We start from the raw sequence: 26,304 nt of genomic DNA, 5'->3' as shown, positions 1-26,304 counted from the left end.
CTATGAAAGTTAAAGAGATCTTCAATAGCGATTTTGCAATCTACTACGAAAAGGTAATAAACAGACTTTCAAGTCCAATACAAATAGACAGGTGGAGAAAGGTTCTTGTAAAAGGAGCAGTAACTTTCTGTCCTAATGCTACTACTGTTGTGGATTGCTGCTCAGGAGCTGGGAACGTTGGGAAGTTTTATCTAAAAGAGAATCCTGATGCAAGTCTAATTAACTGTGATATAAGCAAACCTCTTTTAGGGCTTGCAAAAGAGAATTTTACTAATAGGAAAAAGGTCTTTTACGTCTGTTCTGATAACAGGTTTTTCCCAATTAAGGATGATAGTGTTGATATTTTATTTTCCTCTTTTTGCGTAAGGAATTCCCCTGAACCACTTTTGACAGTTGAAGAAGCAAGAAGGGTGATCAAAACAGGTGGAGTCTGGGCAATTTTGGATTTCTTTAAGCTGGAAAATGAAGATTTTTGTACTGCTACAAATAACCTAATATTTAGATCCTTCATGAAGCTTAATAAAATAGTTGTTCCTTCTCATTCAGAGGCTATAAACTACTTGTTTGAATCAATAGAGAACTTTTACACGATAAAAAAGTTCAGGGAAATTCTTTTAGAATTTGGGTTCAATGTTGTTAAACTTGAAGAGTTCATGGGTGGAATTGCCAGCGTTCTAATAGCTATAAAGAAGGAGGTGTGATCATGTGTGACGTTTGTGGATGTGGAAACCATGACCATTCTCACGAAGTTAATCCTATGAAAGTTTCAGATGACACAGGAAAGAAGACAGTGGAAGTTAAGCAAAGCTTATTGAGAGAAAACGAAAGGGTTGCAGAAATAAACAGACAACACTTTGACGAGAAAGGTATTTTAGCAATTAACCTTATCAGCTCTCCGGGTTCAGGTAAGACGACTTTACTTGAAAAAACAATTGAAGCTTTAAAAGATGAGTTCAAAATAGGTGTTCTTGAAGGAGATATAGAAACAGAGAGAGATGCAGAAAGAGTAAGAGCCAAAGGGGCTGTAGCTGTTCAGCTTACAACTGGTGGTGCTTGCCACCTTGAGGCTCCTCTCGTTCATAAAGGTTTTCATGCCCTTGAAAAACAGATGGACGGAGAAGCTCCAGATATCTTATTTATTGAAAATGTTGGGAACCTTGTTTGCCCATCATCTTTCTACCTTGGTGAACATGTTAGAGTTGTTCTCGTTTCCGTTCCAGAAGGACCTGATAAGCCGGCGAAATATCCGAAAGCTTTTAAGACTTCCAATGTTTTTATCATTACAAAGGCAGATCTTCTTCCTTACTTTGATTTTGATGTAGAGAAAGTAAAAAAAGAAGCTCTTTCGCTGAATCCTAACCTTAGAATCTTTGTTGTTTCCTCTAAAACAGGAGAGGGGCTTAACGAGTGGTTTGATTACTTGAAGGATCTTGTTGGAAAAAAGAAAGGAACAAAAGTTTAAAACTTAGGGAGCCAATTGGCTCCCTTGACTTAAAACTCTGATGACAAATTTCCTTACCTTCATATTCTTTTCCTAAGAAGGAAAAATAACTTAAACTTCCTTTTTTTTGATTAAGCTCTCGCTTTTATCTTTCCAATCGCTATTTCAAACCTTCATCTCATTGATTGCCTTTTTCAACAACGTTATAAAAATCTTGGGACGGCAAGACTCTGTTTAGTTTTCCTTACATTGAGGCTGTTTGAAAAATAACCAGGAACGTGAAGAGATCCTTCGGGCTTTACTTTCGTCATTCTGAAGCTGCTTTGCAACCGAAGAATCTCAATATCTTTTAGAACCCAAAATAAGAGTTTTCAAACACCCTCTCCTTGTATCTTACTAAGATAATCTGATTAGTAATATTTATCGTTTTAATTTTTCTTCCTAAAGTTGTCCATATATTAATTTAGGTATTAACTCTTATGTAAAAAATGGCTATAGAATATTGATTTAGTATTACCAATTTACATATAATTATGACCGCAAAATTTCTCAAAAGGAGGAGGAGGATAATGCGAAGAAAATTGCTGTTAGGAACATTAATGCTTATCAGTGGATTAAGTTCCTCATGGGCAGAAGAACCCGAAGAACCTTGGAAGCTTGAAGAGGTTGTAGTTACAGCAACTAAAACTCCTCATCTTTTAAAAGACGTTCCTGTCGAGACAGTAGTTATTACCCAGAAAGAAATTGAAAATTCCAGCACTCAAACGGTCAGTGATATCCTTCGTTACGTTCCTGGCATCTTTGTAAGAGATGAAGATGTTCCTGGAATCACGAGTTGGAAAGCTACCATGAGAGGTCTTAGGTTTGACGATGGCTATGCACTGATTCTGATTGACGGAGAACGTGTAAGAGGCGAAGGTATGGGAGATTCTGGAATCGGACTCAACCAGATTCCTCCTCAGATGATTGAAAAGATAGAAATCGTCAAAGGTCCAAGTTCAGCTCTTTATGGTAGTGATGCTATTGCGGGTGTAGTAAACATTATTACTAAACGTGTTCCTGATAAAACAACTTACGGTTTTGAGGCTGGATATGGCTCGCACCATACCAACATGGAATATATGTACTGGGGCACAAAAGTAAATGAAAAGCTTGGTATTCTTCTTCAGATAGGAAGAGAAGAATCAAAAATGGGAGCTTATGGTTACAGGGACACGAGAGATGAATCTTTTAAAAGATCAACCTTTATTGGCAAAATTGCATATGATATTAACGAAAACGTGCAATTTGATTTGAAACTTTCTGCTCAAGAGGAAGATAGAAAAACTATATATCTTACTCAGGATACGCAGGTATTTAAAAATGACTATAAATACCGTATTGCTCCTAAAATAACAACAACTTTTGATGATGATTCCGTATTGATTGTACAGGGATATTACTATGACTGGCATTTAGATGGAGATTCTTATGGTACAGATCCATATCCTTATGCTATTTATAGGGGAGACATGTACTATAAAGATATTGAAGTTCGTTATACAAAACCATTGGGGGAAACTCACCTACTTACCATGGGTTCTGAGTATTTACAACAGGAATTGGATTACACTTTCTCTCAAAAAACACTCCATTCAATTAGCGGCTACATTCAGGATGAAGCCAATTTTGATGTAGGAATTCCGCTCACCGTAGTTTTAGGCGCACGGACGGAACATCATTCCCAATACGGTTCTGAGTTCTGTCCAAAGGTTAACATCATGTTAAAACCGTTCAAAGGTACAAAAATAAGAGCTTCCGTTGGAAGAGGATTCAAATCTCCTACTATAAGACAAGCGTTTTATACAGAACCTTATCCTCATAGTGATTATTATTATGTATCAAATCCCAATCTTAAAGCTGAGACTTCCTGGGGTTATTCTTTGGGAATTGAACAAAGCATAGGTAAGAGATTCTTGGGTAGTGTTACCTTTTTCAGAAATGATATTGAGAATATGATTACGAGATATTATGACTATAGAGATATTGATGGTGATGGAATTGATGAAAAGATAAGAACATTTGCAAACACAGATAAAGCCCTTACGCAGGGTATTGAAACTACTCTCCAACTTGCTGTTGTTAAAACTTCCCAGGCTGAACTGCTACTGAATACAGGTTATACCTATATGCATACGGAAAACAAAATAACAGGGGAACCTTTAGACGACATTCCAAGACACAACCTTACTACTCAGATGACTTTCGACTACAAACCACTGGGAATTTTATTTAATGTTGGTGTTCAACATGCCAGTAAAACTGAAGAAACAGAAAGTTATTCCGTTGTTGACGTGAAATTCATTAAAAAGATTGGAAAGCATAGTTCAGTTTCTATTGAAGGTAACAACGTTTTTGATTCTGATTATGGTGGAGATCCTGATAGTTACTGGGGATCTACCTGGTTTGTACGCTATAGCATGCACTTCTAATACTTCCGGCTACCTATTGTAGGTAGCCGTTCTATAAAAGATCACTAATAACGGAGGTAAATAATGAAAAAATGGTTGACTTTCATTTTTTCATTGATCCTTTCTGTAACAACATTGAAACCTGCTAATGCACATGATCTCTGGATTAATGTAGACAACTATTACCCCTTAGCAGGAGAAAAAGTTAGAGCAAAAGTGGTATTTGGACACAATTTTCCTTACGAAGACATATTGATTCCCAAAAAGGATATAAGTGAATTCTCGTATGTAACTCCTGAAGGAAGCAAAAAAGCAGTCACCAACCTTTGGGAAGCTGTAAAAGGGAATAGAAATGCAAGCTATAAAAAAGGAAGTTTGGTCGGAGAAATTAACCTATCAACCTGTGGGTGTAAAGAAGGAACTTATGTCATTGCAGCTTCCAGAGTTAGAAAGGGAGATAAGTATCACGTTCCTTCCGAAAAATACGGTAAAGCAATAATTGTTGTTGGCAACAGAGGAACGGAAAATGTAAGCTATGTTTTTGGTCACAGAATCGAAATAGTACCTTTAAAGAATCCTTCTGACGTTAAACCAGGGGATTACTTTCCGATCAAAGTGCTCTTTGAAGGGGAACCCTTGTCCACCTATGTGTACGCAACTTATGCTGGCTATTGGTCAGAAACAGAACCATTCCCTGTAATGGCTAAAAGTGGTGACGATGGCATAGCCTACATAAAGATTTCAAGACCAGGTGTGTGGCTTATCGTGTGCAACCACAAAGTGGACTTCTCAGCTTCTTTAACTTTTGAAATCAAGTAAGGAGGAGGGAAAAGCTATGAAATCAAACATAAAAAATTCCATCTTTGTGTGGGTTGCAGTTTTAGTTATTGTTCTCTTTTCAAAAAGTTACGCTCATTTCCTGTGGTTAAGCGTTGATGATTACACTCCAGAGAAAGGACAAGAAATTACAATAACACTTGGCTGGGGACATAGGTTTCCCGAAACTCCAAAACCACCAAGAGAAGAAATGGTGAAGAAGCTCAATCTTTTCTTAATAGATCCAGACGGTAGGGAAATACCTCTCAGTATTAAGATAAGAAATGGAAAACCTCAACCAGTGAAAATTAAACTTGCAAAAAAAGGTGTTTACCTTGCAGTAGCCACTACAAAACATTTTGTTTCAAAGACCACAGAAGGTTATTTCTATAAAGCGAAAGATGAGCTGAAAGACAAGGAAATTATTTATTCTAAGGGGAGTGTCCATAGAACTGTGTAAATTCTATCATGCCTCTAACCTCTCCTCGAAAATTATTGACAGCTGCCCGTAAATAATACCCCAATCCTTGATAACACTTCTGTTCCATTTTTTCGCAAGTTCCAAAGCAGCTAAATAGAGGTTCTTAAGAACTGACATATCACTCGGAAATACCCTCTTTCCATCTGTTACCTTCCTGAACTTACTATTAATACTCTCTATGATGTTCGTCGTGTACATAAGTTTCCTGAGTTCAAGCGGATACTTAAAGTAAGCCATAAGCTCTTCCCAATTAGCTCTCCAACTCCTTACTACGTGTGGGTATTTACTTCCCCATTTCTCTTCAAACTCGTTCATCCTAAGTTCTGCTTCCTCAAGTGTAGCTGCTCCATAAACCCTCTTGAGATCCGATGATAATTCTTTTTTGTCTTTCCACGATACATATCTTAATGAGTTCCTTATCTGGTGAACTACACATTTTTGTATTTCTGCTTGAGGATATACTCCTTTTATGGCTTTCCCTATTCCTGACAGATTATCCACGCTAAATATCAGAACGTCTTTGACTCCTCTACTTTTTAGGTCATTTAGTACCTTGAACCAGAAGCTGGCACTTTCGCTCTCATTTATCCAAAAACCAAGGAGTTCCTTTCGTCCCTCTTTATTTACCCCTATGACCACGTAAACTGCTTTATCTACTACCTTGCCATCTTGTCGTACTTTGTAAAAGATGCAGTCTATATAAAGGATAACGTAAATTCTTTCAAGTGGTCTTGACTGCCATTCTTCTATTCTCGGAGTTAGTCTGTCGGTAATCTTTGAAATCAAAGAAGGACTTATGTCCATTCCATACATGTCGGAGAGTAATTCCTGAATGTCTCTTACTGTCATTCCCTTTGAATATAGGGCTATTATCTTGTTCTCCAGGTCTTCAAGGACTGTCTGGCGTTTTTTGACTATTTTGGGTTCAAAATCTCCCTTTCTATCTCTTGGAGTTTCAATCTCTACTTCTCCAGCTGCGGTTTTAACAGTCTTGGAGATATAGCCGTTTCTGGAGTTGTTAGAATTAGTACGCTCATACTTTGAATAGCCAAGGAACTCTTCAAGCTCTGCTTCTAATGCTTCTTTTAATGTTTGTTGGATGAGCTTCCTAAGATCATCCTTAATGAGTTCTGGATCATATTTCTGTTTCATGTGTCCACCCTCCTTTAGGTTTAATTTTTACACACTTGGGTGGACACTCCCACAACTCATCTCAGAAGATTGCTCTTCTTCTCAGGCTTACGCAAAATATCGTACACTACCTAAGAGAAAGGTAAAATCTACCCAATTCTATAGACATTTCAGTAAATAAAGAGTTTAATTCAGACGTATTAGGAAAAGGTATCAAGTTGAACCTATATATAGCACCTTCGTCTTTCCTTCTTTAAAAAGACTTAAAGCTTCATCAACCGTTTGTGTTCCCAATGGTAGTTTGTAAACTACAATCCCTTTTTTTAGGAGTTTAAAGAAAGGAGCTTCTGAAATTTTTTCTATGAGAAGAGCTTCAACTTCCTGTTCTGCAAGAAGATCTGCAGCATTCTTTCCTTCTTCACATCCTTCCTTGCAGCCTCCACACGCGTAAACATTATTTATGAATTTCTTTTCTCCTGTGTCAGTATTGATAATCACAAATCCCGGTGCGGGTCCAAACAGGTTTGTTACTCTTTGTCCATCTTTTTCAACAGGTATAGCAACAAGCATCTGACCTCCTTTGCTAACTTTAACTCAAGTCTTACTCAAGGGTAATTTCAAAGTTTTCACCTTGTTCCAAACCTGTACCAGATGTTGCATGCACCTTCCATAGAGACCATGCAGGGGCCCTTCGGATCTCGTGGAGTACAGGCAGTTCCAAAGAGTTTGCACTCATCTGGATAAGCTTTTCCAAGAACTATCTTGTCACATATACAGCCGGGAACTTTTTTCTCCTCAATTTCTGGAAGATTGAAAACTTTTTTGGCGTTTATGTGGTCATATTTTTTTCTAAATTCGAGTCCAGACTTTGGAATGTAACCAATTCCTCTCCAGTTCACATCTGTCTTTTCAAAGTATTTGTACATGAGTTCCTGAGCTTTTCTATTTCCTTCCGGTTTTACAACACCTTTGTAGACATTTTCAAGTTCAGCTATACCTTCTTTTATCTGTACCAGAATTCTGAGAATTGCAAGGAGTAGATTTTCTGGTTCAAAACCTGCAACAACCGTGGGAATACCGTATTTTTCAGGAAAAACTCTCCAGGCATTTGCACCGACTATTGCTGAGACGTGACCGGGAGCAACAAAGGCGTCAACTCCAACTTCCGAGTCCTTTACGAGAATCTCCATAATCTCTGGAGTGAGCTTTTGAGAGGTAAGGATTGTGACATTTTCAGGAAGTCCCATCTCGATAAGGGCAGCGGTCGGGGCAGTTGTTGTTTCAAATCCAATTGAAAAGAAGACAACGTTTTTATCAGGATTTTCCTTTGCAATCTTCAGAACTTCGTGGGGAGCCGAAACCATCTTGTAGTTTCTACCATTGCTTCTAATGGAGCCTATTTGAGTTGGAACTCTAAGCATATCTCCATATGTAACAAGAATTGTGTCGTCTCTTTTTGATAGGTTTATAGCATTTATTATGTCGCTTTCAGAACAAACACAGACGGGACAGCCTGGACCAGGAACAAGTTCAACATTCTCAGGCATGAGAGAACGCATCCCGCTGTAAGTGATAGTATGCTCATGAGAACCACAGACGTTCATTATTTTTATCTTCCTATCCTTTGGAGTAATTTCATGAATGGCTTTAATCAGTTTTTCTACCCTTTCTTTCATCTCACACCTCGATTTTTAATCCATAGAGTTTCACCAGTAAAAAGAGTGTTATTGTTGGAACAAAGGTAAACTGAAAAATCATTGTAGAAAGAATAGCAAATTGAATAACAGCAGCTTTTACAGGTAATATACCCGCAATGAGGAGACCCACCATAACTCCAGGTATGTGAACTATTCCCGAAGATCTCAGCATATCTCTGACTGGAGCGGTGATATCAAGAATCAACTCTCTAAATATGAATTTGAAGATCTTTATATCACTTGCACCAAGGGCAGCCATTCCAAGAATTATCTCTTCCAGATCCCTGAGCCTTGTTTTGTAGTAACTGAAGGAAAGGGAAAGACTTCTCATTCCAGCCGCTGCAATTATTCCTGCCAGTGGAATGATACTGTTGGCTTTAAGGTGAAGAATTCCAGCAGTGTAGAGAGTAAGAAGAGAGATAGTTGATACGGTAGAAATCGAGAAAAGAATAATTAAGAAGCCTTTCAACTTGCTATAAGTCTTGAATTGAAACCTTCTAAGAGCTATGAGGGATGCATTTATAAAAAATAGGATAACAAATATAAGATTCAGACTTTCAAGCTTTAACTTCAAGAGGAAAAGAATTACAAATCCGATTCCAATTAACTGAACAATAGAGAGAATTGAAGCTACGAGGATATCCTTCCAGAATCCAATGCCTGTTTTTATATCAAAGAGAACAACAGCAATTATCAAAAGATAGGCAAAGAGAATGATTGTAAGCTCGTGTCCTAACATTTAGCATATCCTTGGGAGTGGGTCTTCCTCGAGGAGCTCCAACCTTCTCTCTCCACCAATAGAAGTAACAAGACGGACATCTCTTGTTTCGTCTGTAACTTCTCCAATTATTTCTGCATTTTCTCCAAGGGGATGAGCTCTGAGCTTTTCCAGAACAGTTTCAGCATCTTCTCTATCAACCACAATTACAGTTTTTCCTTCGTTTGCAAGATAGAGAGGATCATATCCAAGCATCTCGCAGACAAACTGAACTTCCTCTCTGACAGGAATTTTTTCTTCATAGAGCCTGACTCCAAGTCCCGACATTTCAGAAAACTCTATCAATACTGTGGCAAGTCCACCCCTTGTAGGGTCTCTCATCCACTTCAATCCTTTTACGTCGAAAAGTGGAACCAAAAGAGAATTCAAAGGAGCACAGTCGCTTAAAACTCCCGTTTCAACATCAAACTCCTCTCTTGCAAGGGATATTGCTATTCCGTGATCACCAATAAAACCGGTAATAATTACAACATCTCCGGGTTTTGCAAACTCTGGGGAAAGAGGTTTAACAACTTCTCCTATTCCGGTTGTATTTATGTAAAGACCATCACACTTTCCTTTTTCTACAACTTTTGTATCGCCTGCAACTATTTTTACTCCAGCTTTTTTTGCCGTCTCTGCCATACTTTCAACAATCTTTTCAAGGTCTGAAAACTTTAGTCCTTCCTCAAGGATAAATCCCACAGATATAAAACGTGGAACTGCACCACTAACGGTTAAGTCGTTTACAGTTCCAGAAACGCTTAACTTCCCAATGTCTCCACCTGGGAAAAAGTAGGGGCTGACAACGTAGGAGTCTGTTGTTATTGCTATTTTGCCAGTTTCTGTTTGAAGATAAGAAGCATCCTGTAGAGACCTTAGTTCTGGAAAAGAAAAATATTTAAGGAATAGATTTTCTATCAATTCTCTTGTTAGTTTGCCTCCACTTCCATGACCAATTTCAACCTTCATTGTAAACCTCCAAAAACAACCAGAAATGGTGCAACTGAAATACTGCTATCAAGCCTGTCAAGCAGACCGCCATGTCCAGGAATTATAGTGCCAGAGTCTTTGATTCCAAAAATCCTTTTAATGTAACTTTCAACAAGGTCTCCGATCTGAGAAATAAGTGTTAGAACAAAAAGAGAAAAAGCTGTAAGTAATGAAACTTCAAAAATACCCAAATATTCTCCAATGATTGACGAGACTATAACTCCTCCAACAGCTCCTCCTATTGCTCCTTCAACTGTCTTTTTGGGGCTTATTTCTGGAATCAGTTTTCTTTTACCGAAATATTTCCCCACGAGATAAGCGAATGTATCAACAGACCAGACTATACTCAGAAGCAGAACAAAATAGCTCTTTGAGAGTTTGCCAATAGCCACTGTTCCAATGAGAAGGTATATGAAAAATCCTGCAATTGCCAGAAACCTATCTGGAACCTTTCCTTCAATGATTACGAAATATCCAAAGAGAAAGATCATGGCTGCTGTAGGGAGAAGAAATGAAAGGTGTGAAACATGAACACCAACAAAGAAAAGAATCGAGAAGATGATTATTACAGAAGTTTTGCTGTCTCTGAGCCCTGTGAAGTTACAGAGCTCCGAAACCATCCCAACGCCAAGAAGATAAACGAGAGAGACATAAAAGTTGTAGGGAGAGACAACCATGAAGATAGCGTAAAGAACGACAAGAATTGCTCCAATTATTCTTTCTCTCATTTGATACCACCAAACCGTCTTTCTCTTCTCTTAAAGTCTTCTATAGCTTTTTTAAACTCTTCTTCTGTGAAATCTGGCCACAAGGTTTCTGTGAACCAGAGCTCCGTGTATGCAGATTGCCAGAGGAGAAAGTTTGAAATTCTCAACTCTCCACTTGTCCTTATAAGGAGATCAATATCAGGTAACTCGGGTATGTAGAAATATTTCCTCAGGACTTCTTCAGTAATCTCTTTCTCTCCGGCCTTTATTGCCCTATTGACAGCATCAAGAATTTCCTGCTTTCCACCGTAGTTAACCGCAAAGACTGCGACCATTCCATCGCAATGGGCAGTCCTTTCCTCTATCTCTTTAAATCCTTCCTGAAGGTAATCAGGAAGCTCCCATAACCTCCCCATTGCTCTGAAACGTACGTTGTTTTCAAGAAAAAGAGAAAGCTTACTTTTAACGTATTCATACATAAGGTGGAATAGGAAGTTAACCTCTTCTTTGGGTCTTTTCCAGTTTTCTGTGGAAAAGGCATATAGAGAAAGGTACTTTATTCCCATTTCACTTGCAGCAATGACAATTTCCTCAGTTACTTTTGCCCCCTCTCTGTGCCCTTCTATTCTGGGAAGACCTCTCCTTTGGGCCCACCTACCATTTCCATCCATTATTATGCCAACGTGAACAGGAACGTTCATAACTTCTCCTAAAACTTGTGGTTATATGGACTATCGTTTCGTAGGTAGTCGATAAATGCTGCAAGTTCAGCAGTCTTCCCGACCAGCATAAAGTGTATGCCTCTTCCAAACTCTGCAATCGCGTGGGCAATATCTATGACATAATCCCAGCCATACTGGGCTGGATCGTTTGCCTTTTCAAGACCTTCAATCAGCTTATCAGGAACAGAGGTTGGATTAAGCTTTTTCATGAAGTTTGCCATCTTAAGACTTTTTACAGGAAGGAGACCTATTATGGGAACTGCTCCCAGAGCTTCAATTAAATCGTTTACCTCTTCTGCAACACGTATGTCGTAAACCGGCTGGGTCTGGATGAACTCTGCTCCCGCTTCCACTTTCTTTCTAAGTTTCCACTCCTGCAAAGTTTTGGGACCTGCAAAGGGATTATAGACTGCTCCTACTGTAAACTCCACACTTCCTTTAATTTCCTTACCATTGAGGAGTTTTCCACTTTCAAGTTTCTTTGCAAGCTCTATAAGTTGGACGGAATCGATGTCAAAAACAGGTTTTGCGTCTGGCTGATCTCCAAGGGTTGTAAAATCACCAGTCATCAGGCAGATATTTCTTATTCCGAGTGCTGCCGCACCGAGGAGTTCCGACTGAAGCGCAATTCTGTTTCTATCTCTGCAGGTAAGCTGAAATATCGGGTCAAACCCTGAATCGAGAAGGAGCTTCGACATTACAAGAGAAGACATCCGGACCATTGAACGCTGGTTATCTGTAACGTTAAAAGCATCAACTTTTCCTTTCAAAGGTTCAATGCCTTCAATAACAGATTTCCAGTCGGTTCCCCTTGGTGGAGCAACTTCAGCCGTTATTATGAACTTTCCGTTCCTCAGTTTCTTAGAAAAGCTCAAAGTTATTCCTCCACAACAAGACTCCTTGGATAGACAGATTTCCTGTAATCCTTAAAAGGAGCTCTAATTTTAAGCTTTCTCAGTGTTCCAATTTTCTCCATTCTATCTGCAATTAGATACCAAATACAAGGAATGGATGGATCAACTTCACACTTTCCATCTATAGCACCACCACAGGGACCATTGGTAAGAGATTTTGGACACCTTGCTATAGGACATATCCCACCAGTTTCGGATATGATACAGTCTCCACAGGCAATACAGTACTCGTCAAAGTATTTTCCTTCTCTCTCTGCACCTATAAAAAGGGTGGTAACTCCTGTCAAAACAGGTATATCAACATTCTCGGCAATAAGTTGAGTTCCAGCTCCACAGGCTAAGGAGATAATTACTTCTGAGCTCTTTTCCGCTTCTTTTACAAGCTCCCTTCCGGGAAACGAAATCCTTTCTAAGATACATGTTCCTCCAGGACTTTTGATTCCTGTTATCTCAAAGCCCTGTTCTTTTAGCTTTTTTCCAAGCTCTACTGCTTCCCACAGCCCACCGTTTTTACACCTTCCAGAGCCAAGTTCACAGCCAAAGATAAATACCTTTTTGAATCCTTCTAAAACCTTTAATATCTCTTCGAGAGGTTTGAGTTTTACTACAACCAATTTCCACCCCTGGTCTAAAAATCTAAAACCTAAAATTTATGGTGTTTGCCAATCGAAAAGAAGTTACTGCTTTGTGACAAAAATAAAGGGTGCCCACAGACCCCATTAGTTAAAAGATTAAAAATTTTAGAAATAAACTTTTACACTCGCTTTCGCTTTCAATGAATCTACGTAATCTTTAAGAGCTTTCTGGAATTTCTGTGTGTAAAGCTCTTCCCTTATTCTATTTCTATCACACCCTTCAACCTTCTCACTTTTCACATAGATGATGTAGTAACCGTTCTTTCCTTGAACGAGTTTGTAATTTCCCGGCTTTGTTGACCAGACGGCTATATCGAGGGGCTTTATGAGAACTCCCCTTGTTACTTTTCCAATATAACCTCCTTTCTCGGCAGTTGCTCTGTCTTCAGAGTACTCTTTTGCAACTTTCTCAAAAGGAACGCCGGAGTTGAGGAACTCCATAACCTTATCTGCTTTTACCTTGTCCTTAACAAATATGTAGTAAACTTCCCTGACAGGTTTGCTCTGTCTTTCTCTGCAGACTTTTTCAATCTCAATATCTGTGATATGAATCTTAGACTTAACGTTTCTTCCTATGAGTTTTGCGACAATGAGCTGTTCCTTTAGCTTCTCCTTCACGTCATCGAGAGTTAAACCTTCTTTTTCAAGGGCTTTTTCAAATTCCTCTCTCGACCTGAAACCGCTGTTCTTTATAAAGTTCTCAAGAGCAGTCTTGATCTCTTTATCTGAAACAGTTAGACCTTCAGTTTCGGCTTCTGTGAGAAGTATTTTCTTCTCTATGAGAGAATCTCTGGCAACCCTTAAATCTCTTATCCTGTTGTTTCTTGCGTACTCTAAGAGTTCGCTATAAAGGATTGGCTGACCGTTGACCACTGCAACAATATAATCAACCACCTTTCCATAAGATGGAGCAGAAAAGGAGATCAGCATCAAAATAAGGATAAGAAGCCTCTTCATCAGCTCCTCCACATTATTTTAACTTGCTACCTTTTATGTTCTCCCATTTTCAAAGGGAATTTTCAACAAACCCCTTACATTCCCCTTAAAAAGGGGAAATTTTCATAGGTGGCAAGTAAATTATTTTACTATTTCTATTTTGCTTTTCTTTCTGAGTTCATTAATATACTTGTTGAAAGCTGCCATAAAAGCTTCCTTCCTCTTCTGCTGTTCCAAGGTCTGAACTATAAACGGTTTTACAACATCAAATGGAACCTGCTTACCATTTGCATCTGTAAACTGAGCTTTGTTCTTTTCGTAAAAAGCTTTTGCTTCTTCATCTGAAACTTTTACATCTTTTGTTTTCAGGTGTTTCTCAAGGAGAGCATTGATAATTATTTGTTTTTTTGCTTCTTCAATCTGCTTCTGAACTTTTTTGTCCTTTTCTATCTTCTCTTTTTCAGCCTCCTGGTAAAGAAGCTCCTGATTTATGAGGGTGTTCAATATCTGTTCCCTGAATTGAGGATTATTCTTGACAGAGTTGTAGTTTGCTGGTAATCTGTTCAAGACTTCTTCAAGCTGGGATTCTGTGATTGACTTTTCGTTTACTTTTGCCAAGACTTTATCTGCTGCACTGGCGCAAGTAAAGGTAACTGCCACAATTGATAGAGCTAAAAGAGTTTTCTTCATAAAATCCTCCAAAGCTTTAGGTTTGAGCATAAACTTATTAGCACTCTCGACAATTTGCAAAGTGAGGATTCTCTGCATAACTTTACCAAACAAATTTTGGAGCAATCTTATCACAGGTGTTATGATGAAAAGGAGAATTAACCTTAACGAAGTTACACAGAGAGAGCCTATAAAAGTTGATACGGAGATTCAGCCGTCTATCTTAGAGCTTCCGGAAGAGGAAGTAGTGTCTTCTACTCCATTTAAGCTTCACATAGAGGTTTACAGGAAGCCAGTTGGATATGACGTCTACGGCAAGATAGAGGGTGAGGTTGAGCTCATCTGTAGTAGATGCAATAAGAAGTTTAAAGAGAAGATAAAGAAAAACTTCTATTACCAGCTGATGCCAACTTCAGAAATATCCGGTGGTGAGATAAAAGCTGCCGATCTTGATATAAAATTCTCCGACAACGATGTCCTTGACCTTGCAGAAGTGGTAAAGGAGCAGATACTTCTCAACCTTCCGGTAAAGCCTTTGTGTGACGAGCTTTGTGAGGTACCGGAAATCTCTGTTGAGAAGGAAGAAGTTATAGAGAAAAAGACAGATAAACGCTGGGAAAAGTTGAAAGCACTTAGAGATAAACTTAAAGAAAAGGAGAAGTGAGATGGCAGTTCCAAAGAGGAAAGTTTCAAGGACAAGGAGAGACAAGAGAAGAACTCACTGGAAAGCCAAGAACCCAGCTATTTCTGTATGTCCAAACTGCTTGAATCCTAAGCTTCCTCACAGGGTTTGTAAGTACTGCGGGTATTACAAAGGAGAGACTGTAGTTGAGGTAGAAGAGTAAATGAAAGTGGTTCTGGATGCTATGGGGGGAGACCATGCCCCCCATGTTCCAGTTATGGGCGCAGTTCAGGCTGCAAAAGATTATGGAATTAACGTCATTTTGGTTGGTGATGAATCCAGAATAAAAAAGGAGCTTTCAAAATACTCTTTCCCGGCTGAAAGGATTGAAGTAGTACATGCCGATGAATCGGTTTCAATGGATGAGCAGCCGTCCAGAGCTCTGAAAAAGAGAAATTCCTCCATTCACATTGGTACAAGACTTTTAAAAGAAGGATTGGCAGATGCTTTTGTAAGTGCCGGAAATACCGGTGCTGTAATGGCAATCTCTCTTTTTACCCTCGGTAGATTGAAAGGTGTTGAAAGACCTGCCATATCCACAATTCTTCCAAACCTTAAAAGTAAAACTTTCCTTCTTGATGTTGGTGCAAACGTTGACTGTAAACCCATTCACCTTCTCCAGTTTGCGATTATGGGAGAGGCTTACGCAAAATATGTTTTAAAAGAAGAAAATCCTAAGGTTGGTCTTCTCAACATTGGAGAAGAAGAAGGAAAAGGAAACGACTTAACGAAAGAGACCTATCAGCTTTTGAAAGCTGCTAAGGAAAAAGGGCTAAACTTTGTTGGAAATGCAGAAGGTAGAGACATCTACTCTGGAAAGTTTGATGTTATCGTCTGCGATGGCTTTGTTGGAAACGTTGCTCTCAAGCTCAGCGAAAGTCTTGCCAAAATCCTTGCAGAAATTTTAAAAGAGGAGATAGAGAGTCACTTTGTCTCAAGGATTGGAGCGATTACTCTAAAACCGGCCATAAAAAGTTTTAAAAAGAGAATAGATTACGCAGAGTGGGGTGGAGCTCCCCTTTTAGGTGTAAAAGCGCCTGTTATAATTTCTCACGGAAGTTCAAATGCAAAAGCAATTAAAAATGCCATAAAAGTGGCCTCACAGTTTGCTGAATCTCATCTGAATGAGCACATTGAAGAAAACATCGGAAAGTACGGGAAGATAAATGGGAATTAAAGTTGTTTCAACAGGTTCTTTTCTGCCGGATAGGGTTCTTACAAATTTTGATCTTGAAAAGATGGTAGAAACCTCTGATGAATGGATAACAACGAGGACAGGGATAAGAGAGAGGCGGATAAGCGAAGGAGAAACAACCTCAGACCTTGCAACAGAAGCAGCTGTAAGAGCCCTTGAAGGAAGAGATCCCAAAGATATAGATCTCATAGTCGTTGCCACAGCAACACCAGATGCATTTTTCCCATCAACAGCCTGCAAGGTCCAGGCAAAGATAGAGAACAAAAGGGCTATTGCTTTTGATATATCCGCTGCATGCACAGGTTTCATTTACGCTCTTTACGTTGCAGATTCCATAATGAGAGCTAAAGAAATTGACAAAGCCCTTGTTATCGGAGCTGAAAGATTTTCAAAGATAATCAACTGGAAAGATAGAACCACGTGTATCCTGTTTGGCGACGGTGCTGGTGCTGTTTTGCTGAAAAGGGAAGAGGATGAAGGTATTTTAGGTTTTGACTTGGGAGCGGATGGTTCCTATGGAGACCTTCTCTATGTTCCGTCTGTTGGTTCAAATGAGGAGTATCCTTTTTATGTGAGAATGAAGGGAAATGAAGTTTTTAAGGTGGCAGTCAGAACAATGGTTGAGTCTGCAAGGCAAGTGCTGGATAAATCGGGTATTCTTGCAGAAGAGATCAAACTTCTCATTCCTCATCAGGCAAACGTCAGGATAATAAAGGCTGTAGCAGAAAGGCTTGGAATTAATGAAGAAAAGATCTTTATCAATCTTGATAGGTATGGAAATACAAGTGCTGCTTCTATTCCGATAGCTCTGGATGAAGCGGTAAAAGAGGGCAGACTGAAAAAGGGAGATCTTGTACTTTTGGTTGCTTTTGGTGGAGGGTTTACTTGGGGTTCATGTATTTTGAGGATTTAGAAAGCTCACAGAGGGGAGGACTAACTGATGATTAAAACAAGAATCTGTGAAATACTTGGAATTGAATATCCAATACTTCAGGGTGGAATGGCATGGATAGCCGATGCAGAGCTTGCCGCTGCTGTCTCAAATGCAGGAGGACTTGGGATAATTGCAGGAGGAAATAGAAGTGCTGATGAGCTGAGAGAGGAAATAAGGAAATGCAAAGAACTAACGGACAAGCCATTTGGTGTTAACATAATGCTTATGATGCCTAACGCAGAAGAGATAATTCAGGTCTGCTTGGATGAAGAAGTTCCTGTTGTAACAACAGGTGCTGGTAATCCTGGTAAGTACATTCCTGCCTTTAAAGAAAAGGGGATAAAGGTTATTCCTGTTGTTGCAAGTGATGCCCTTGCAAAGAGAATGGAGAGGATTGGTTGTGACGCAGTAATTGCTGAAGGAATGGAAGCAGGAGGGCACATAGGAAAGCTAACAACAATGGTACTAATACCTTCAATTGTTAGAGCTGTAAACATTCCAGTTATTGCTGCTGGTGGAATTGCCCTCGGCGAGCAGGCTGCTGCTGTATTTGCTCTCGGAGCTGAAGGAATTCAGGTCGGAACAAGATTCTTAGCTGCAAAGGAGTGTAATGTTCATCCTAAGTATAAAGAGAAAATTCTGAAGGCAAGGTTCAATCAGGTAACTGTTACCGGAATCACAACAGGCCATCCTGTTAGACTTATTGAAAACAAACTTACACGTAAGTTCGCAGAGCTCGAATTCTCTGGAGCTCCAAAGGAAGAGCTCGAGGAGCTCGGAAGAGGCCGTCTAAGACTTGCAGCAGAGCAAGGAGACGTTGAGTGGGGTTCCGTAATGGCTGGTCAGGTTGTTGGATATGTTAATAAAGAGGAAACCGCTGAGGAGATTATCAAAGATATTATGGAAGGAGCTGAGAAGAGATTGAAGGAGCTCTGTGAAAAGTTTTTTGGTGGAGAAAAAGGAATAAAAGCTTGAGGTAAAAGATGAGGATTGTTGAAGGTAAGCTAAAAGCTGAAGGGATAAAGTTCGCGATAGCTGTAAGCAGGTTTAACTCTTTTATAACAGAGAGACTCCTTGAGGGAGCGATTGATTGCATCGTAAGGCATGGAGGAAGAGAAGAGGACATAACTGTAGTGAAAGTTCCAGGCGCTTTTGAACTTCCTCTTGTTGCAAAGAAGCTTGCAAAGATGGATTTTGATGCTGTTATTGCTCTCGGTGCTGTGATAAGAGGAGAAACTCCTCATTTTGACTACGTTGCTGCTGAAGTCAGCAAAGGAATTGCCAATGTCTCCCTCGAAGCTGAAAAGCCCATTGCCTTTGGTGTTCTCACAACGGACACTGTGGAGCAGGCAATAGATAGAGCCGGAACAAAGGCTGGTAATAAAGGCTGGGAAGCTGCCCTTTCTGCAATTGAAATGGTCAATCTCCTGAGGGAGATCAAATGACAAACAGGGACAAGAAAAAAGCAAGAGAACACGCCTACCTGATGATGTACCAGTATGACATCGGAGGACTTCCTCCAGAAGAGATCGCTCTCAACTACTGGGAAGATAACAAAGAGAGCGAAGAGATTAGACAGATGGCAACATACCTTCTCAAAAAGACCGTTGAAAATATTAAAAACGTTGATATGGAGATTTCAAAATACCTGAAAAAGGGGTGGCTAATCTCAAGGCTTATGCCAATGGATAGATCTATTCTACGAGTTGCCACCTACGAGATCCTGAAAGAAAATTTCTCTCCAGTAGAAGCGGTTATCAACGATGCTGTAGATCTTGCGAAAGTTTACGGTGAAGATGAAAAATCTCCAAAGTTCATAAACGCCATTCTTGACAAAGTGGCAAAGAGTAAGGAAACTTCATGAAAGTTGGACTCCTTGCCGGGAAGGGAGAGCTTCCTTTAGAATTTCTGAAATCTGCAAGAAATAAAGGTATAGAGACTGTAACCTTTGCCCTTGAAGGAATCGCAAATCCTGAAGTGGAGAAATATTCCGACAAAGTTATTTGGATAAAGCCATTCAAACTCGGTAAATTTCTAAAGGTACTAAAAAAAAAGGAGATAAGAGAAATAGCAATTCTTGGGAAAGTTGAGCACAGAAGTGCAATTTCCCTGAGTGGATTTGATTTAAAGGCTTTAACCTTTCTGGCCTCTCTAAGGGATAGAAAGCCTGAAACAATAATAAATGGGATAATCTCAGAAATTGAAAAAGTGGGAGTAAAGGTTATCGATCCAACTGAATACCTGTCCCATCTTCTTCCTGAATCTAGTGTAATCTCCGGAAAATTTACAGACGAGCTCAGGAAGGAAGCAGAATTCGGAATGAAAATAGCAAAGGAGATTGCATCTCTTGATATTGGTCAAACTGTGGTTGTAAAGGATAAAACAGTTATTGCCGTTGAAGGAATAGAAGGGACAAACAGGTGCATAGAGAGAGGTGCAGAGCTCTCTGGAAGAGGTTTTGTTGTCTGTAAAGCTGCAAGAAAAAATCAGGATATGAGAGTTGACGTTCCCACGGTTGGACCTGAGACAGTTGAACTAATTGGCAGACTTGGAGGAAAGGCTCTCTTCTTCGAGGCAGGGAAAACCTATCTCTTAAGCGAAGAACAGGTTAAAAGAATTGCCGAAAAATATAAAATAACTGTAGTGGCAGTTTAAGTTGGCTAATCTAACTTGAACTATAAACTCCTGTTGAGAGGAATAGTACTCTAAGTATCCCACTATACTATCATGTATTGAATCAGGATAATTATTGGTTAATCTAATAATCTTAAAAATTGTAAAATTTGCATTGCTCAATTTCAAAATCTCTACCAGGAGGTTGACGGTGGAATCTGCTTCAACATCTTCCTTGAGAAGAAAAGTTTTAGTTTTGTCAATTGTACCTCTAATAGCTATATGTATGTTTGCAGCTATTCTGATTATTAACAGCTATAAACAATACAAAAAGGCAGAATCTCTCGAAAGGAGCATCTACTTATCCACGAAGATTTCCGCTGTTATCCATGAGTTGCAAAAAGAAAGGGGAAGAACAGCAGGTTTTCTTGGAAGTGGTGGAAGAGAATTTAAGCGTGAGCTTCAGGAACAGAGAATTTTAACTGATAAAAAGATAGCAGACTTGGAAGATTTTGTTGGTAAAACGTATTTAGCCTCACTACCTGAAAAATCCAGAGATCTGATAAAAAATGTTATCTCGTCTGACCTGAATTCTATTATTGAAGTAAGAAATAAGGTTGATAAACTGAAAATATCTATGGATGAAGCAGTAAAGTTCTATACAAAGCTTAACGATGACCTAATTGAAGTTATAGGTTCTATTGCTAAACTCAGTTCCAAAGCGGAAATAACCAGAGAACTTACAGCATATGCTGATCTTATTCTGGCAAAGGAAAAAATGGGACTTGAAAGAGCTATTTTGTCTGTTGCTTTTGCAGAAGATAAGTTCACGAAGGAGTTATTTGAAAAATATGTTACTTTGAAAGCTGAGCAGAAAGCCTTTATAAAAGCATTTAAACTTATAGCTCCTGACAAGATTATTAGGTTCTATGATCACACATTGAAAGGACAGGTAGTGGAGGAAGTTGAAAGGATGGAAAGCATAGCTTCTAATAATCCTTTTGAAGGTGGATTTAACATCAATCCAGATTACTGGTTTAGCACGATTACGGAAAAGATTAATCTGATGAAGAAAGTAGAAGACTACATATCAAAGACTCTTATATCAGACATAGAAACTGTAAAGGCTGAGGCTAAGAAGAGCTTGATACTAACTCTAACCTTTTCTATTATTGTAATTGTTCTAATTCTGATAGTGAGCTTTGTTATTTATAGATCCGTAAACTTAAAAAATAAGGAAACTATAGTCAAGTAAAAGTTTATTGGATTTCAATGTAAAAAAATCGAGTTTATGGTTAGATGGAAAAGTGCAAAGTTTTAATAATTGAAGATGATGATATTCAGAGAGAGCTCCTAAAGGAGATACTTAAAGAGTCTGGATTTGAGGTTTTTACTTCTTCTACTGCTGAAAAGGGACTACAAACGGTTGCGAAAAATTCTCCTGCTGTTGTTGTTACAGATGTAAGACTTCCAGGTATGGATGGACTAACTTTTCTTAAAAAGCTAAAACAGGAACATTCTGAAATTGAAGTAATAGTCATAACTGCCTTTAGCAACGTTGAAGATGCTGTCAGTGCAATAAAGGCAGGAGCTTTTCACTATGTTACCAAGCCTTTTGATCCACAAGTTCTAATAAATCTTATAGATAAAGCCTGTCAGCTTGCAAGTCTGAGAAAGATTCCCAAAAAGGATGGGGAAATAATTTACGCTTCTAAGTTAATGGAGGAGCTCCTCGAAAAGGCTTCTCTCTTTGCTAAAACAGAAGCTCCTGTCTTGATATTGGGAGAAAGTGGAGTAGGTAAAGAACTGATAGCAAGATTTATCCACAAAGAAAGTGGTAGAAAAGGAAAGTTTGTTTCCGTTAACTGTGCTGCAATCCCTTCCGAACTCTTTGAAAGTGAACTTTTTGGTTATGAGAAAGGTGCTTTTACTGGAGCTCTTCGCTCGAAACCCGGACTTTTTGAAGAAGCAGACGGAGGAACAATATTTCTTGATGAAGTGGGAGAATTGCCTCTGAATTTACAGGCAAAGTTTTTAAGAGTTCTTCAGGAAAACGAAGTTCGGCGTGTTGGAGGAACGGAGACAAAAAAAGTTGATGTGAAAGTAGTTGCAGCTACAAACAGAGATTTGGGGGAGTTAGTCAAAAAAGGAGATTTTCGGGAAGACCTTTACTATCGGCTTAATGTTTTAACGTTAAGAATTCCTCCCTTAAGAGAACGTCCTGAAGATATCTTGGAACTAACTGGATTTTTTCTTCGGAAGTTTTCGAAAAAGTACAATAAAAAAGTAGAAATAACCCCAGAAGCTCTTCATATACTTCTTAGCTATTCCTTTCCTGGAAATATTAGAGAGCTTGAAAATCTCATTCACAGGCTTGTTATAACAAGTATGGATAAAATAAGACCGGAAGACCTTACAGATCTAAAAGAGAAAGAGAATCACTGCAATGAGATAGATTTCTCAAAACCTCTGCCTGAGAAATTGGCTGAATTCGAGAAAAAAATGATAGAAGAAGCTTTAAAGAGGAGTGATTACGTTCAAGTTAAAGCAGCTAAACTTCTTGGTATAGACGAAAAATCCTTGAGGTATAAAAGGAAAAAGTACGGGATATGAGAAAACTGATTTTTCCAGCCTCTTTATTAACAATTCTCTTTGTTGCCATTATTTCAAACATCTATTTTCTTCGTAATGAACTTAACGGGTTTTACTTGTTTGTAATAAAAGAAGAAACTTCTCGTGTTAAGTCTGTGGTTGAAGGAACAATAGCAGGAGGAGGTGATCCTGTAGAAGCTCTGACTTCATATATGGAAAACTCAAAATTATTGAAAGGAGCTACTTTTAAACTTGAAGGTAGAGAAATAATAATTCCTGGTTCAGATATTTCTCAAGAGTATTTTAAAGAATCCTTTAAAGTTCAACCTTTTTCCTTTACTCTATACTTTGATTTTTCTTATGTTAGAGAGTTCAACAAACATCTTTCCTACGTTTTAATATCTCTTCTTTTCTTCAGCCTTCTGTTTACAGCTGTTACAGTATGGTTGGTAAGAGAATACTTTAAGGAAAGAATTCTTTATGAAAGAGAAAAACAGGAAAAAGAAAAGCTTGAAAGTATAAATTTAGTGATACACTCTCTTATCCATGAAGTCAAAAATCGTCTTAATGTTCTAAGACTTCTGGTGTACAGATTGGGGAGCTCCTTTGACGAAACCTATCTTCAAAAGCTCCGTGAAGAAATAGACAAATTAGGAAAATACGTGGAAGAGACAGCGAACTTAAGAAAACCGATAACTCTTTCCAAGGAAAAAACAGATATCTTCTTTCTTATAAAAGATGTTGTTTCAAAGTTTGATGAACTTCTAAAAACTAAGGGAATAGATGTTGAAACAAAAGTTGAGAAAACAGAAGTTGAACTTGACCCTGAAAAATTTTCCTCTCTCCTTATAGACCTTATAAAAAATGGAATTGAAGCCCTTGAAGATAGTGAAAAGAAGGCGTTAAAAATTTTAGGAAAGAAAGAAGGAAACCATTACACCTTCTACATAATGGACAGTGGGGGGAAGTTACCTTCAACAAAGCTTTTTGAACCTTTCCGTTCAACAAAGGAAAAAGGATTTGGTCTTGGACTTTATAATGCTAAAAGAGTTGCAGAAGCTCATGGGGGAGAGATAGAAGCCTTTGTCAGAGACGGCTGGACAGTTTTCAAAGTCTCCATTCCCATCTCTTAGGATATTCGGAAACTTTTCCGACTATATAGAGTAGATTCGGAAATTTTTCCGAGTGTGTCCGAACTAAATCTGAGTTACCGAGCTTCCTTTCGTTTTCTCAAATTTGGCACATGAATTGCTTAATATCAAAGTTGAGAGAAAACTGAATGGAGGAGATTTTATTATGAAAAAGCTTTTTGCTGTAGTATCTGTTATGGCTATTTCAATTGCAATGTCAGGCTGTGGAGGTGGAGGAACCTCAGGAAGTGCAGATGTCAGTTCAGAGTATCGGAGTGTAGATGGTGGTGTTTATGCAAGCATTGTAGCCAACGCAACAGTTTGTCTTGAAGACGCAGAGGGTAATATACTAACAAATAACGATGGAGAAAAGATTTGTGCTCAGTCAGATGCCAATGGAACTTTCTCTCTCCAGGTTCCTCCAAGTATAGATCTGAGTATTACTCAAGTTGCTCTCTATGTTAAAGACCAGAATGGAGATGAGATCAAAATTGGTGAGACGGACTATAACACTGCTCTTGCCGATAATACGACGGACGTAATTGTTGTTACTCCTCTGGCTTTGGCAGATAACAATGAAACTCTTGCTGATGATATTGGGGCTTTAATTCATGCTCTTGGAGGAGATATTAACGGGAATGCTACGGAAATTGATCTTGGAAATGTAGATATTGAGAATGTTACTGTTGTTGACACAAACGGGACAGAACTATATCTCACAGATGATGATAAATCACTGGAAGAACTGATAAAAGAAAAGCACAAAATCAGGATGAGAATCCACCACGATGAAGTTGGAACTGTAGAAGTTGATATGGATCCGACAAACTCCACTGCTTCTGTTTCCTGTAAACTTGATAATGATGAAGACAACGAGTTTGAAGAAGAAAAGATAGTTTCTTATAATGCTACGGAAAAAGAAGAAGAATGGAAAGAGCATCTACAGGAGCTCTTAGAAAAGTTCAATTCCCATGAAGAGGAAAATGAACACCAAGAAGAGATAGAGAATGCTACGGAAGAAGAGCAGTTGGAATACAACGAAAATTCAACTGAACATCAAGAAACAGAAACAGAGGAGTTTGAACACAGTAGTGCTGAGAACACAACCGCCGTGGAGACGCAACAAAGTGTAGAACAAAGCGAGAATTCAACAATACACCAGGAAACAGAAGAAACAGAACAAACAGAGCATTCTGAGGAGAATGCAACGCTAACATAGTGATAGTAGAAGATGGAACAACTTGAGAACATTGGGTGTGGGCGGATTGAGCCCACCCTTTTCCGCAGGTTATTTCTAACTCTACTTGCTGGCTATACATTAGCCACATTCTTCTGAAAATTAAAAACTCTCTGTGTTTTCCTTTAAAAAGGGAAATTTGCTTGGAAAAAATTCTCAAGATGTGGGTAATGCAGACCTTACAAATGGAGAATTTATCTCGGTATTGATGTAAGTTCTTCAATTAAGGAAAACTTAATAAAGGAGGTAGAACATGAGAAAGGTACTGAAACTTTCTTCAGTATTGCTGCTTTTTCTTACTTCACCGGTAGCTGGAGCCACACCGCAAACATACGGTGCTTACTACATTCAAAACCTTCCAAAGCAGTCTCTTAGCCAGGAAGAGATAAAAGACCTGCTTTACATGAGAGAAGAGGAAAAACTTGCAAGGGATGTTTATCTAACCCTATCAAAGTACTATCCACTTCCAGTATTTAGAAACATCGCTAAATCTGAAGAGCAGCATATGAAAATGGTTGGTCTTCTTCTCAAAAAGTATAACCTTTCAGATCCTGTTTCAGAGACCGGTAATAAAGTAGGAGTGTTTAAGGATGGAAAGCTTCAGGAGCTCTACAAACAGCTTGTGGAGAAGGGAAAGAAGTCTCTGATAGACGCATTGAAAGTGGGAGCTACAATAGAAGATCTTGACATTAAAGACCTTGAAGAAGCTCTTAGAAGAACTGATAACGAGGATATCAGGGTTGTTTATCAGAACTTAATGAAAGGCTCAAGAAACCACATGAGAGCTTTTGTCAGAGTTTTAAGAAGGTACGGTAGCGACTATACCCCTCAGTACATTTCAACCTCTGAATTCAATCAGATACTTTCGGTTAAGCATGAAGCAGGATTTTACGATTCATCAGGAACTCAGATGAGTATGGGTAACGAAATATCAGGAACTGTTGTCAACGTCAGGAAAGTACCAGGATTCAGGAGACAGAACATTACCTGGTGGGCAATAGATGTTCAAACAGACAGCGGAACAGTTGAAGTAAGAATTGCTCCTACCTGGTGGTACCCAACAATAAACATAAATAAAGGGGATGAGATAAGGGTTACAGGTTTTACCCCTCCCTATTGGGTAGTGAAAGGTATAAACGGATTGATGGCGTGCAGAGTTGAGGATAAAACAACAGGAGCAGTTTACGACTTCTCAAGTTTGAGAAGATGGTGCAGGAGAATGACCATTAAGGGCAAAACTTCTTCAGCTTCTACAACTTCCAGCGTGCTTTTCAGGAAAAGTCAGGTCATGACGGGAAAAGTTATTTCTATTAACCAGGAACCAGGAATCAGAAGAAAGAACATAACCTGGTGGGTGGCCGAGCTTGAAACCCAGAACGGGAAAATTAAGGTCTATCTTGCTCCTGCTTTCAGATTTCCAGAGTTGAACATTTCAGTGGGGGACACTCTTGAAGTTACAGTATTTACCCCTCCAACCTGGAAGAGATTAAACCTTTCCAATACTTACATGGCTTGTCAGATTAAAAATCTTTCTAAAGGCTTGGAATATAAAATCAGAAGATGCCCATAAAG

Annotated in this window: 29 protein-coding genes; 18 read left to right on the top strand and 11 right to left on the bottom strand. The window is 38.9% G+C overall.

Annotated elements, in window-relative coordinates; translation table 11 throughout:
- Positions 1-2 precede the first annotated feature (2 nt).
- From ACYQ3A_RS08980 to ACYQ3A_RS08960, 5 genes are all read left to right on the top strand, one after another.
- Positions 3-701, top strand: a complete 699-nt coding sequence (locus tag ACYQ3A_RS08980) for a class I SAM-dependent methyltransferase (protein WP_459896975.1) — start codon at positions 3-5, stop codon at positions 699-701.
- A 2-nt stretch (positions 702-703) separates the two neighbouring features.
- Positions 704-1,462: a hydrogenase nickel incorporation protein HypB gene (gene hypB, locus ACYQ3A_RS08975; RefSeq protein WP_459896974.1), complete on the top strand. Its 759-nt coding sequence runs from the start codon at positions 704-706 to the stop codon at positions 1,460-1,462.
- Between the two features lie 548 nt (positions 1,463-2,010).
- Positions 2,011-3,912: a TonB-dependent receptor plug domain-containing protein gene (locus ACYQ3A_RS08970; protein ID WP_459896973.1), complete on the top strand. Its 1,902-nt coding sequence runs from the start codon at positions 2,011-2,013 to the stop codon at positions 3,910-3,912.
- Between the two features lie 63 nt (positions 3,913-3,975).
- Positions 3,976-4,710 carry a DUF4198 domain-containing protein gene (locus ACYQ3A_RS08965; RefSeq protein ID WP_459896972.1) on the top strand — a complete coding sequence of 245 codons (735 nt, stop codon included), beginning with the start codon at positions 3,976-3,978 and terminating at the stop codon, positions 4,708-4,710.
- 16 nt (positions 4,711-4,726) lie between these two features.
- Positions 4,727-5,167 (top strand): DUF4198 domain-containing protein, encoded by a 441-nt coding sequence (locus ACYQ3A_RS08960; RefSeq protein WP_459896971.1) that lies wholly within the window; start codon positions 4,727-4,729, stop codon positions 5,165-5,167.
- Positions 5,168-5,173: 6 nt separating this feature from the next.
- Here ACYQ3A_RS08960 and ACYQ3A_RS08955 read toward each other — a convergent pair whose 3' ends face one another.
- The 11 genes from ACYQ3A_RS08955 to ACYQ3A_RS08905 all read right to left on the bottom strand — a co-directional run bounded on the left by ACYQ3A_RS08955 (position 5,174) and on the right by ACYQ3A_RS08905 (position 14,370).
- Complete coding sequence (locus tag ACYQ3A_RS08955) at positions 5,174-6,340, bottom strand: IS256 family transposase (RefSeq protein WP_459896970.1); 1,167 nt, start codon at positions 6,338-6,340, stop codon at positions 5,174-5,176.
- 192 nt (positions 6,341-6,532) lie between these two features.
- Complete coding sequence (locus ACYQ3A_RS08950) at positions 6,533-6,889, bottom strand: NifB/NifX family molybdenum-iron cluster-binding protein (protein WP_459896969.1); 357 nt, start codon at positions 6,887-6,889, stop codon at positions 6,533-6,535.
- Between the two features lie 56 nt (positions 6,890-6,945).
- Positions 6,946-7,995 (bottom strand): hydrogenase formation protein HypD, encoded by a 1,050-nt coding sequence (hypD, locus tag ACYQ3A_RS08945; protein ID WP_459896968.1) that lies wholly within the window; start codon positions 7,993-7,995, stop codon positions 6,946-6,948.
- 1 nt (position 7,996) lies between these two features.
- Positions 7,997-8,755 (bottom strand): ABC transporter permease, encoded by a 759-nt coding sequence (locus ACYQ3A_RS08940; protein WP_459896967.1) that lies wholly within the window; start codon positions 8,753-8,755, stop codon positions 7,997-7,999.
- Complete coding sequence (gene hypE, locus ACYQ3A_RS08935) at positions 8,756-9,745, bottom strand: hydrogenase expression/formation protein HypE (RefSeq protein WP_459896966.1); 990 nt, start codon at positions 9,743-9,745, stop codon at positions 8,756-8,758.
- On the bottom strand, positions 9,742-10,494 hold the full coding sequence (locus ACYQ3A_RS08930) for a phosphatidate cytidylyltransferase (RefSeq protein ID WP_459896965.1): 753 nt from the start codon (positions 10,492-10,494) through the stop codon (positions 9,742-9,744). The genes hypE and ACYQ3A_RS08930 overlap by 4 nt, the downstream gene beginning before the upstream one ends.
- Entirely contained in the window at positions 10,491-11,174 is a 684-nt protein-coding gene (gene uppS / locus ACYQ3A_RS08925; RefSeq protein ID WP_459896964.1) for an undecaprenyl pyrophosphate synthase, read from the bottom strand. The genes ACYQ3A_RS08930 and uppS overlap by 4 nt, the downstream gene beginning before the upstream one ends.
- Positions 11,175-11,182: 8 nt before the next feature.
- The gene (locus tag ACYQ3A_RS08920) at positions 11,183-12,070 is read right to left on the bottom strand and encodes a methylenetetrahydrofolate reductase (RefSeq protein ID WP_459896963.1); all 888 of its coding nucleotides are present in this window, start codon (positions 12,068-12,070) and stop codon (positions 11,183-11,185) included.
- A gap of 2 nt (positions 12,071-12,072) precedes the next feature.
- On the bottom strand, positions 12,073-12,723 hold the full coding sequence (locus ACYQ3A_RS08915) for a methylenetetrahydrofolate reductase C-terminal domain-containing protein (RefSeq protein WP_459896962.1): 651 nt from the start codon (positions 12,721-12,723) through the stop codon (positions 12,073-12,075).
- Between the two features lie 126 nt (positions 12,724-12,849).
- Complete coding sequence (locus tag ACYQ3A_RS08910) at positions 12,850-13,701, bottom strand: peptidylprolyl isomerase (RefSeq protein WP_459896961.1); 852 nt, start codon at positions 13,699-13,701, stop codon at positions 12,850-12,852.
- A 120-nt stretch (positions 13,702-13,821) separates the two neighbouring features.
- Positions 13,822-14,370 (bottom strand): SurA N-terminal domain-containing protein, encoded by a 549-nt coding sequence (locus ACYQ3A_RS08905; RefSeq protein ID WP_459896960.1) that lies wholly within the window; start codon positions 14,368-14,370, stop codon positions 13,822-13,824.
- 124 nt (positions 14,371-14,494) lie between these two features.
- Here ACYQ3A_RS08905 and ACYQ3A_RS08900 point away from each other — a divergent pair, with 124 nt between their 5' ends.
- The 13 genes from ACYQ3A_RS08900 (at position 14,495) to ACYQ3A_RS08840 (ending at position 26,302) form a co-directional block, all read left to right on the top strand.
- Positions 14,495-15,013, top strand: a complete 519-nt coding sequence (locus ACYQ3A_RS08900) for a YceD family protein (RefSeq protein ID WP_459896959.1) — start codon at positions 14,495-14,497, stop codon at positions 15,011-15,013.
- Position 15,014: 1 nt separating this feature from the next.
- Complete coding sequence (gene rpmF, locus ACYQ3A_RS08895) at positions 15,015-15,194, top strand: 50S ribosomal protein L32 (protein ID WP_459896958.1); 180 nt, start codon at positions 15,015-15,017, stop codon at positions 15,192-15,194.
- Positions 15,195-16,208, top strand: coding sequence for a phosphate acyltransferase PlsX (gene plsX, locus ACYQ3A_RS08890; RefSeq protein ID WP_459896957.1), 1,014 nt, complete (start codon positions 15,195-15,197; stop codon positions 16,206-16,208).
- Positions 16,198-17,139: a beta-ketoacyl-ACP synthase III gene (locus tag ACYQ3A_RS08885; protein ID WP_459896955.1), complete on the top strand. Its 942-nt coding sequence runs from the start codon at positions 16,198-16,200 to the stop codon at positions 17,137-17,139. Before plsX ends, ACYQ3A_RS08885 begins: the two co-directional genes overlap by 11 nt.
- 27 nt (positions 17,140-17,166) lie before the next feature.
- Complete coding sequence (gene fabK / locus ACYQ3A_RS08880; protein ID WP_459896954.1) at positions 17,167-18,135, top strand: enoyl-[acyl-carrier-protein] reductase FabK; 969 nt, start codon at positions 17,167-17,169, stop codon at positions 18,133-18,135.
- A gap of 8 nt (positions 18,136-18,143) precedes the next feature.
- Complete coding sequence (ribH, locus tag ACYQ3A_RS08875; protein ID WP_459896952.1) at positions 18,144-18,605, top strand: 6,7-dimethyl-8-ribityllumazine synthase; 462 nt, start codon at positions 18,144-18,146, stop codon at positions 18,603-18,605.
- Positions 18,602-19,024: a transcription antitermination factor NusB gene (gene nusB, locus ACYQ3A_RS08870; protein ID WP_459896951.1), complete on the top strand. Its 423-nt coding sequence runs from the start codon at positions 18,602-18,604 to the stop codon at positions 19,022-19,024. Before ribH ends, nusB begins: the two co-directional genes overlap by 4 nt.
- Positions 19,021-19,815 carry an LpxI family protein gene (locus ACYQ3A_RS08865; RefSeq protein WP_459896950.1) on the top strand — a complete coding sequence of 265 codons (795 nt, stop codon included), beginning with the start codon at positions 19,021-19,023 and terminating at the stop codon, positions 19,813-19,815. The genes nusB and ACYQ3A_RS08865 overlap by 4 nt, the downstream gene beginning before the upstream one ends.
- A gap of 169 nt (positions 19,816-19,984) precedes the next feature.
- Entirely contained in the window at positions 19,985-21,028 is a 1,044-nt protein-coding gene (locus ACYQ3A_RS08860) for a nitrate- and nitrite sensing domain-containing protein (protein WP_459896949.1), read from the top strand.
- 44 nt (positions 21,029-21,072) lie between these two features.
- Positions 21,073-22,386, top strand: a complete 1,314-nt coding sequence (locus ACYQ3A_RS08855; RefSeq protein ID WP_459896947.1) for a sigma-54-dependent transcriptional regulator — start codon at positions 21,073-21,075, stop codon at positions 22,384-22,386.
- On the top strand, positions 22,383-23,498 hold the full coding sequence (locus ACYQ3A_RS08850; protein WP_459896946.1) for an ATP-binding protein: 1,116 nt from the start codon (positions 22,383-22,385) through the stop codon (positions 23,496-23,498). The genes ACYQ3A_RS08855 and ACYQ3A_RS08850 overlap by 4 nt, the downstream gene beginning before the upstream one ends.
- A 163-nt stretch (positions 23,499-23,661) precedes the next feature.
- Positions 23,662-24,714 (top strand): hypothetical protein, encoded by a 1,053-nt coding sequence (locus ACYQ3A_RS08845; protein ID WP_459896945.1) that lies wholly within the window; start codon positions 23,662-23,664, stop codon positions 24,712-24,714.
- Positions 24,715-24,985: 271 nt separating this feature from the next.
- Positions 24,986-26,302, top strand: a complete 1,317-nt coding sequence (locus ACYQ3A_RS08840; RefSeq protein WP_459896943.1) for a DUF2202 domain-containing protein — start codon at positions 24,986-24,988, stop codon at positions 26,300-26,302.
- Positions 26,303-26,304: the final 2 nt, after the last annotated feature.

The organism is Desulfurobacterium crinifex, assembly GCF_054656775.1.
This window is presented reverse-complemented; position numbering and strand designations above follow the sequence as displayed.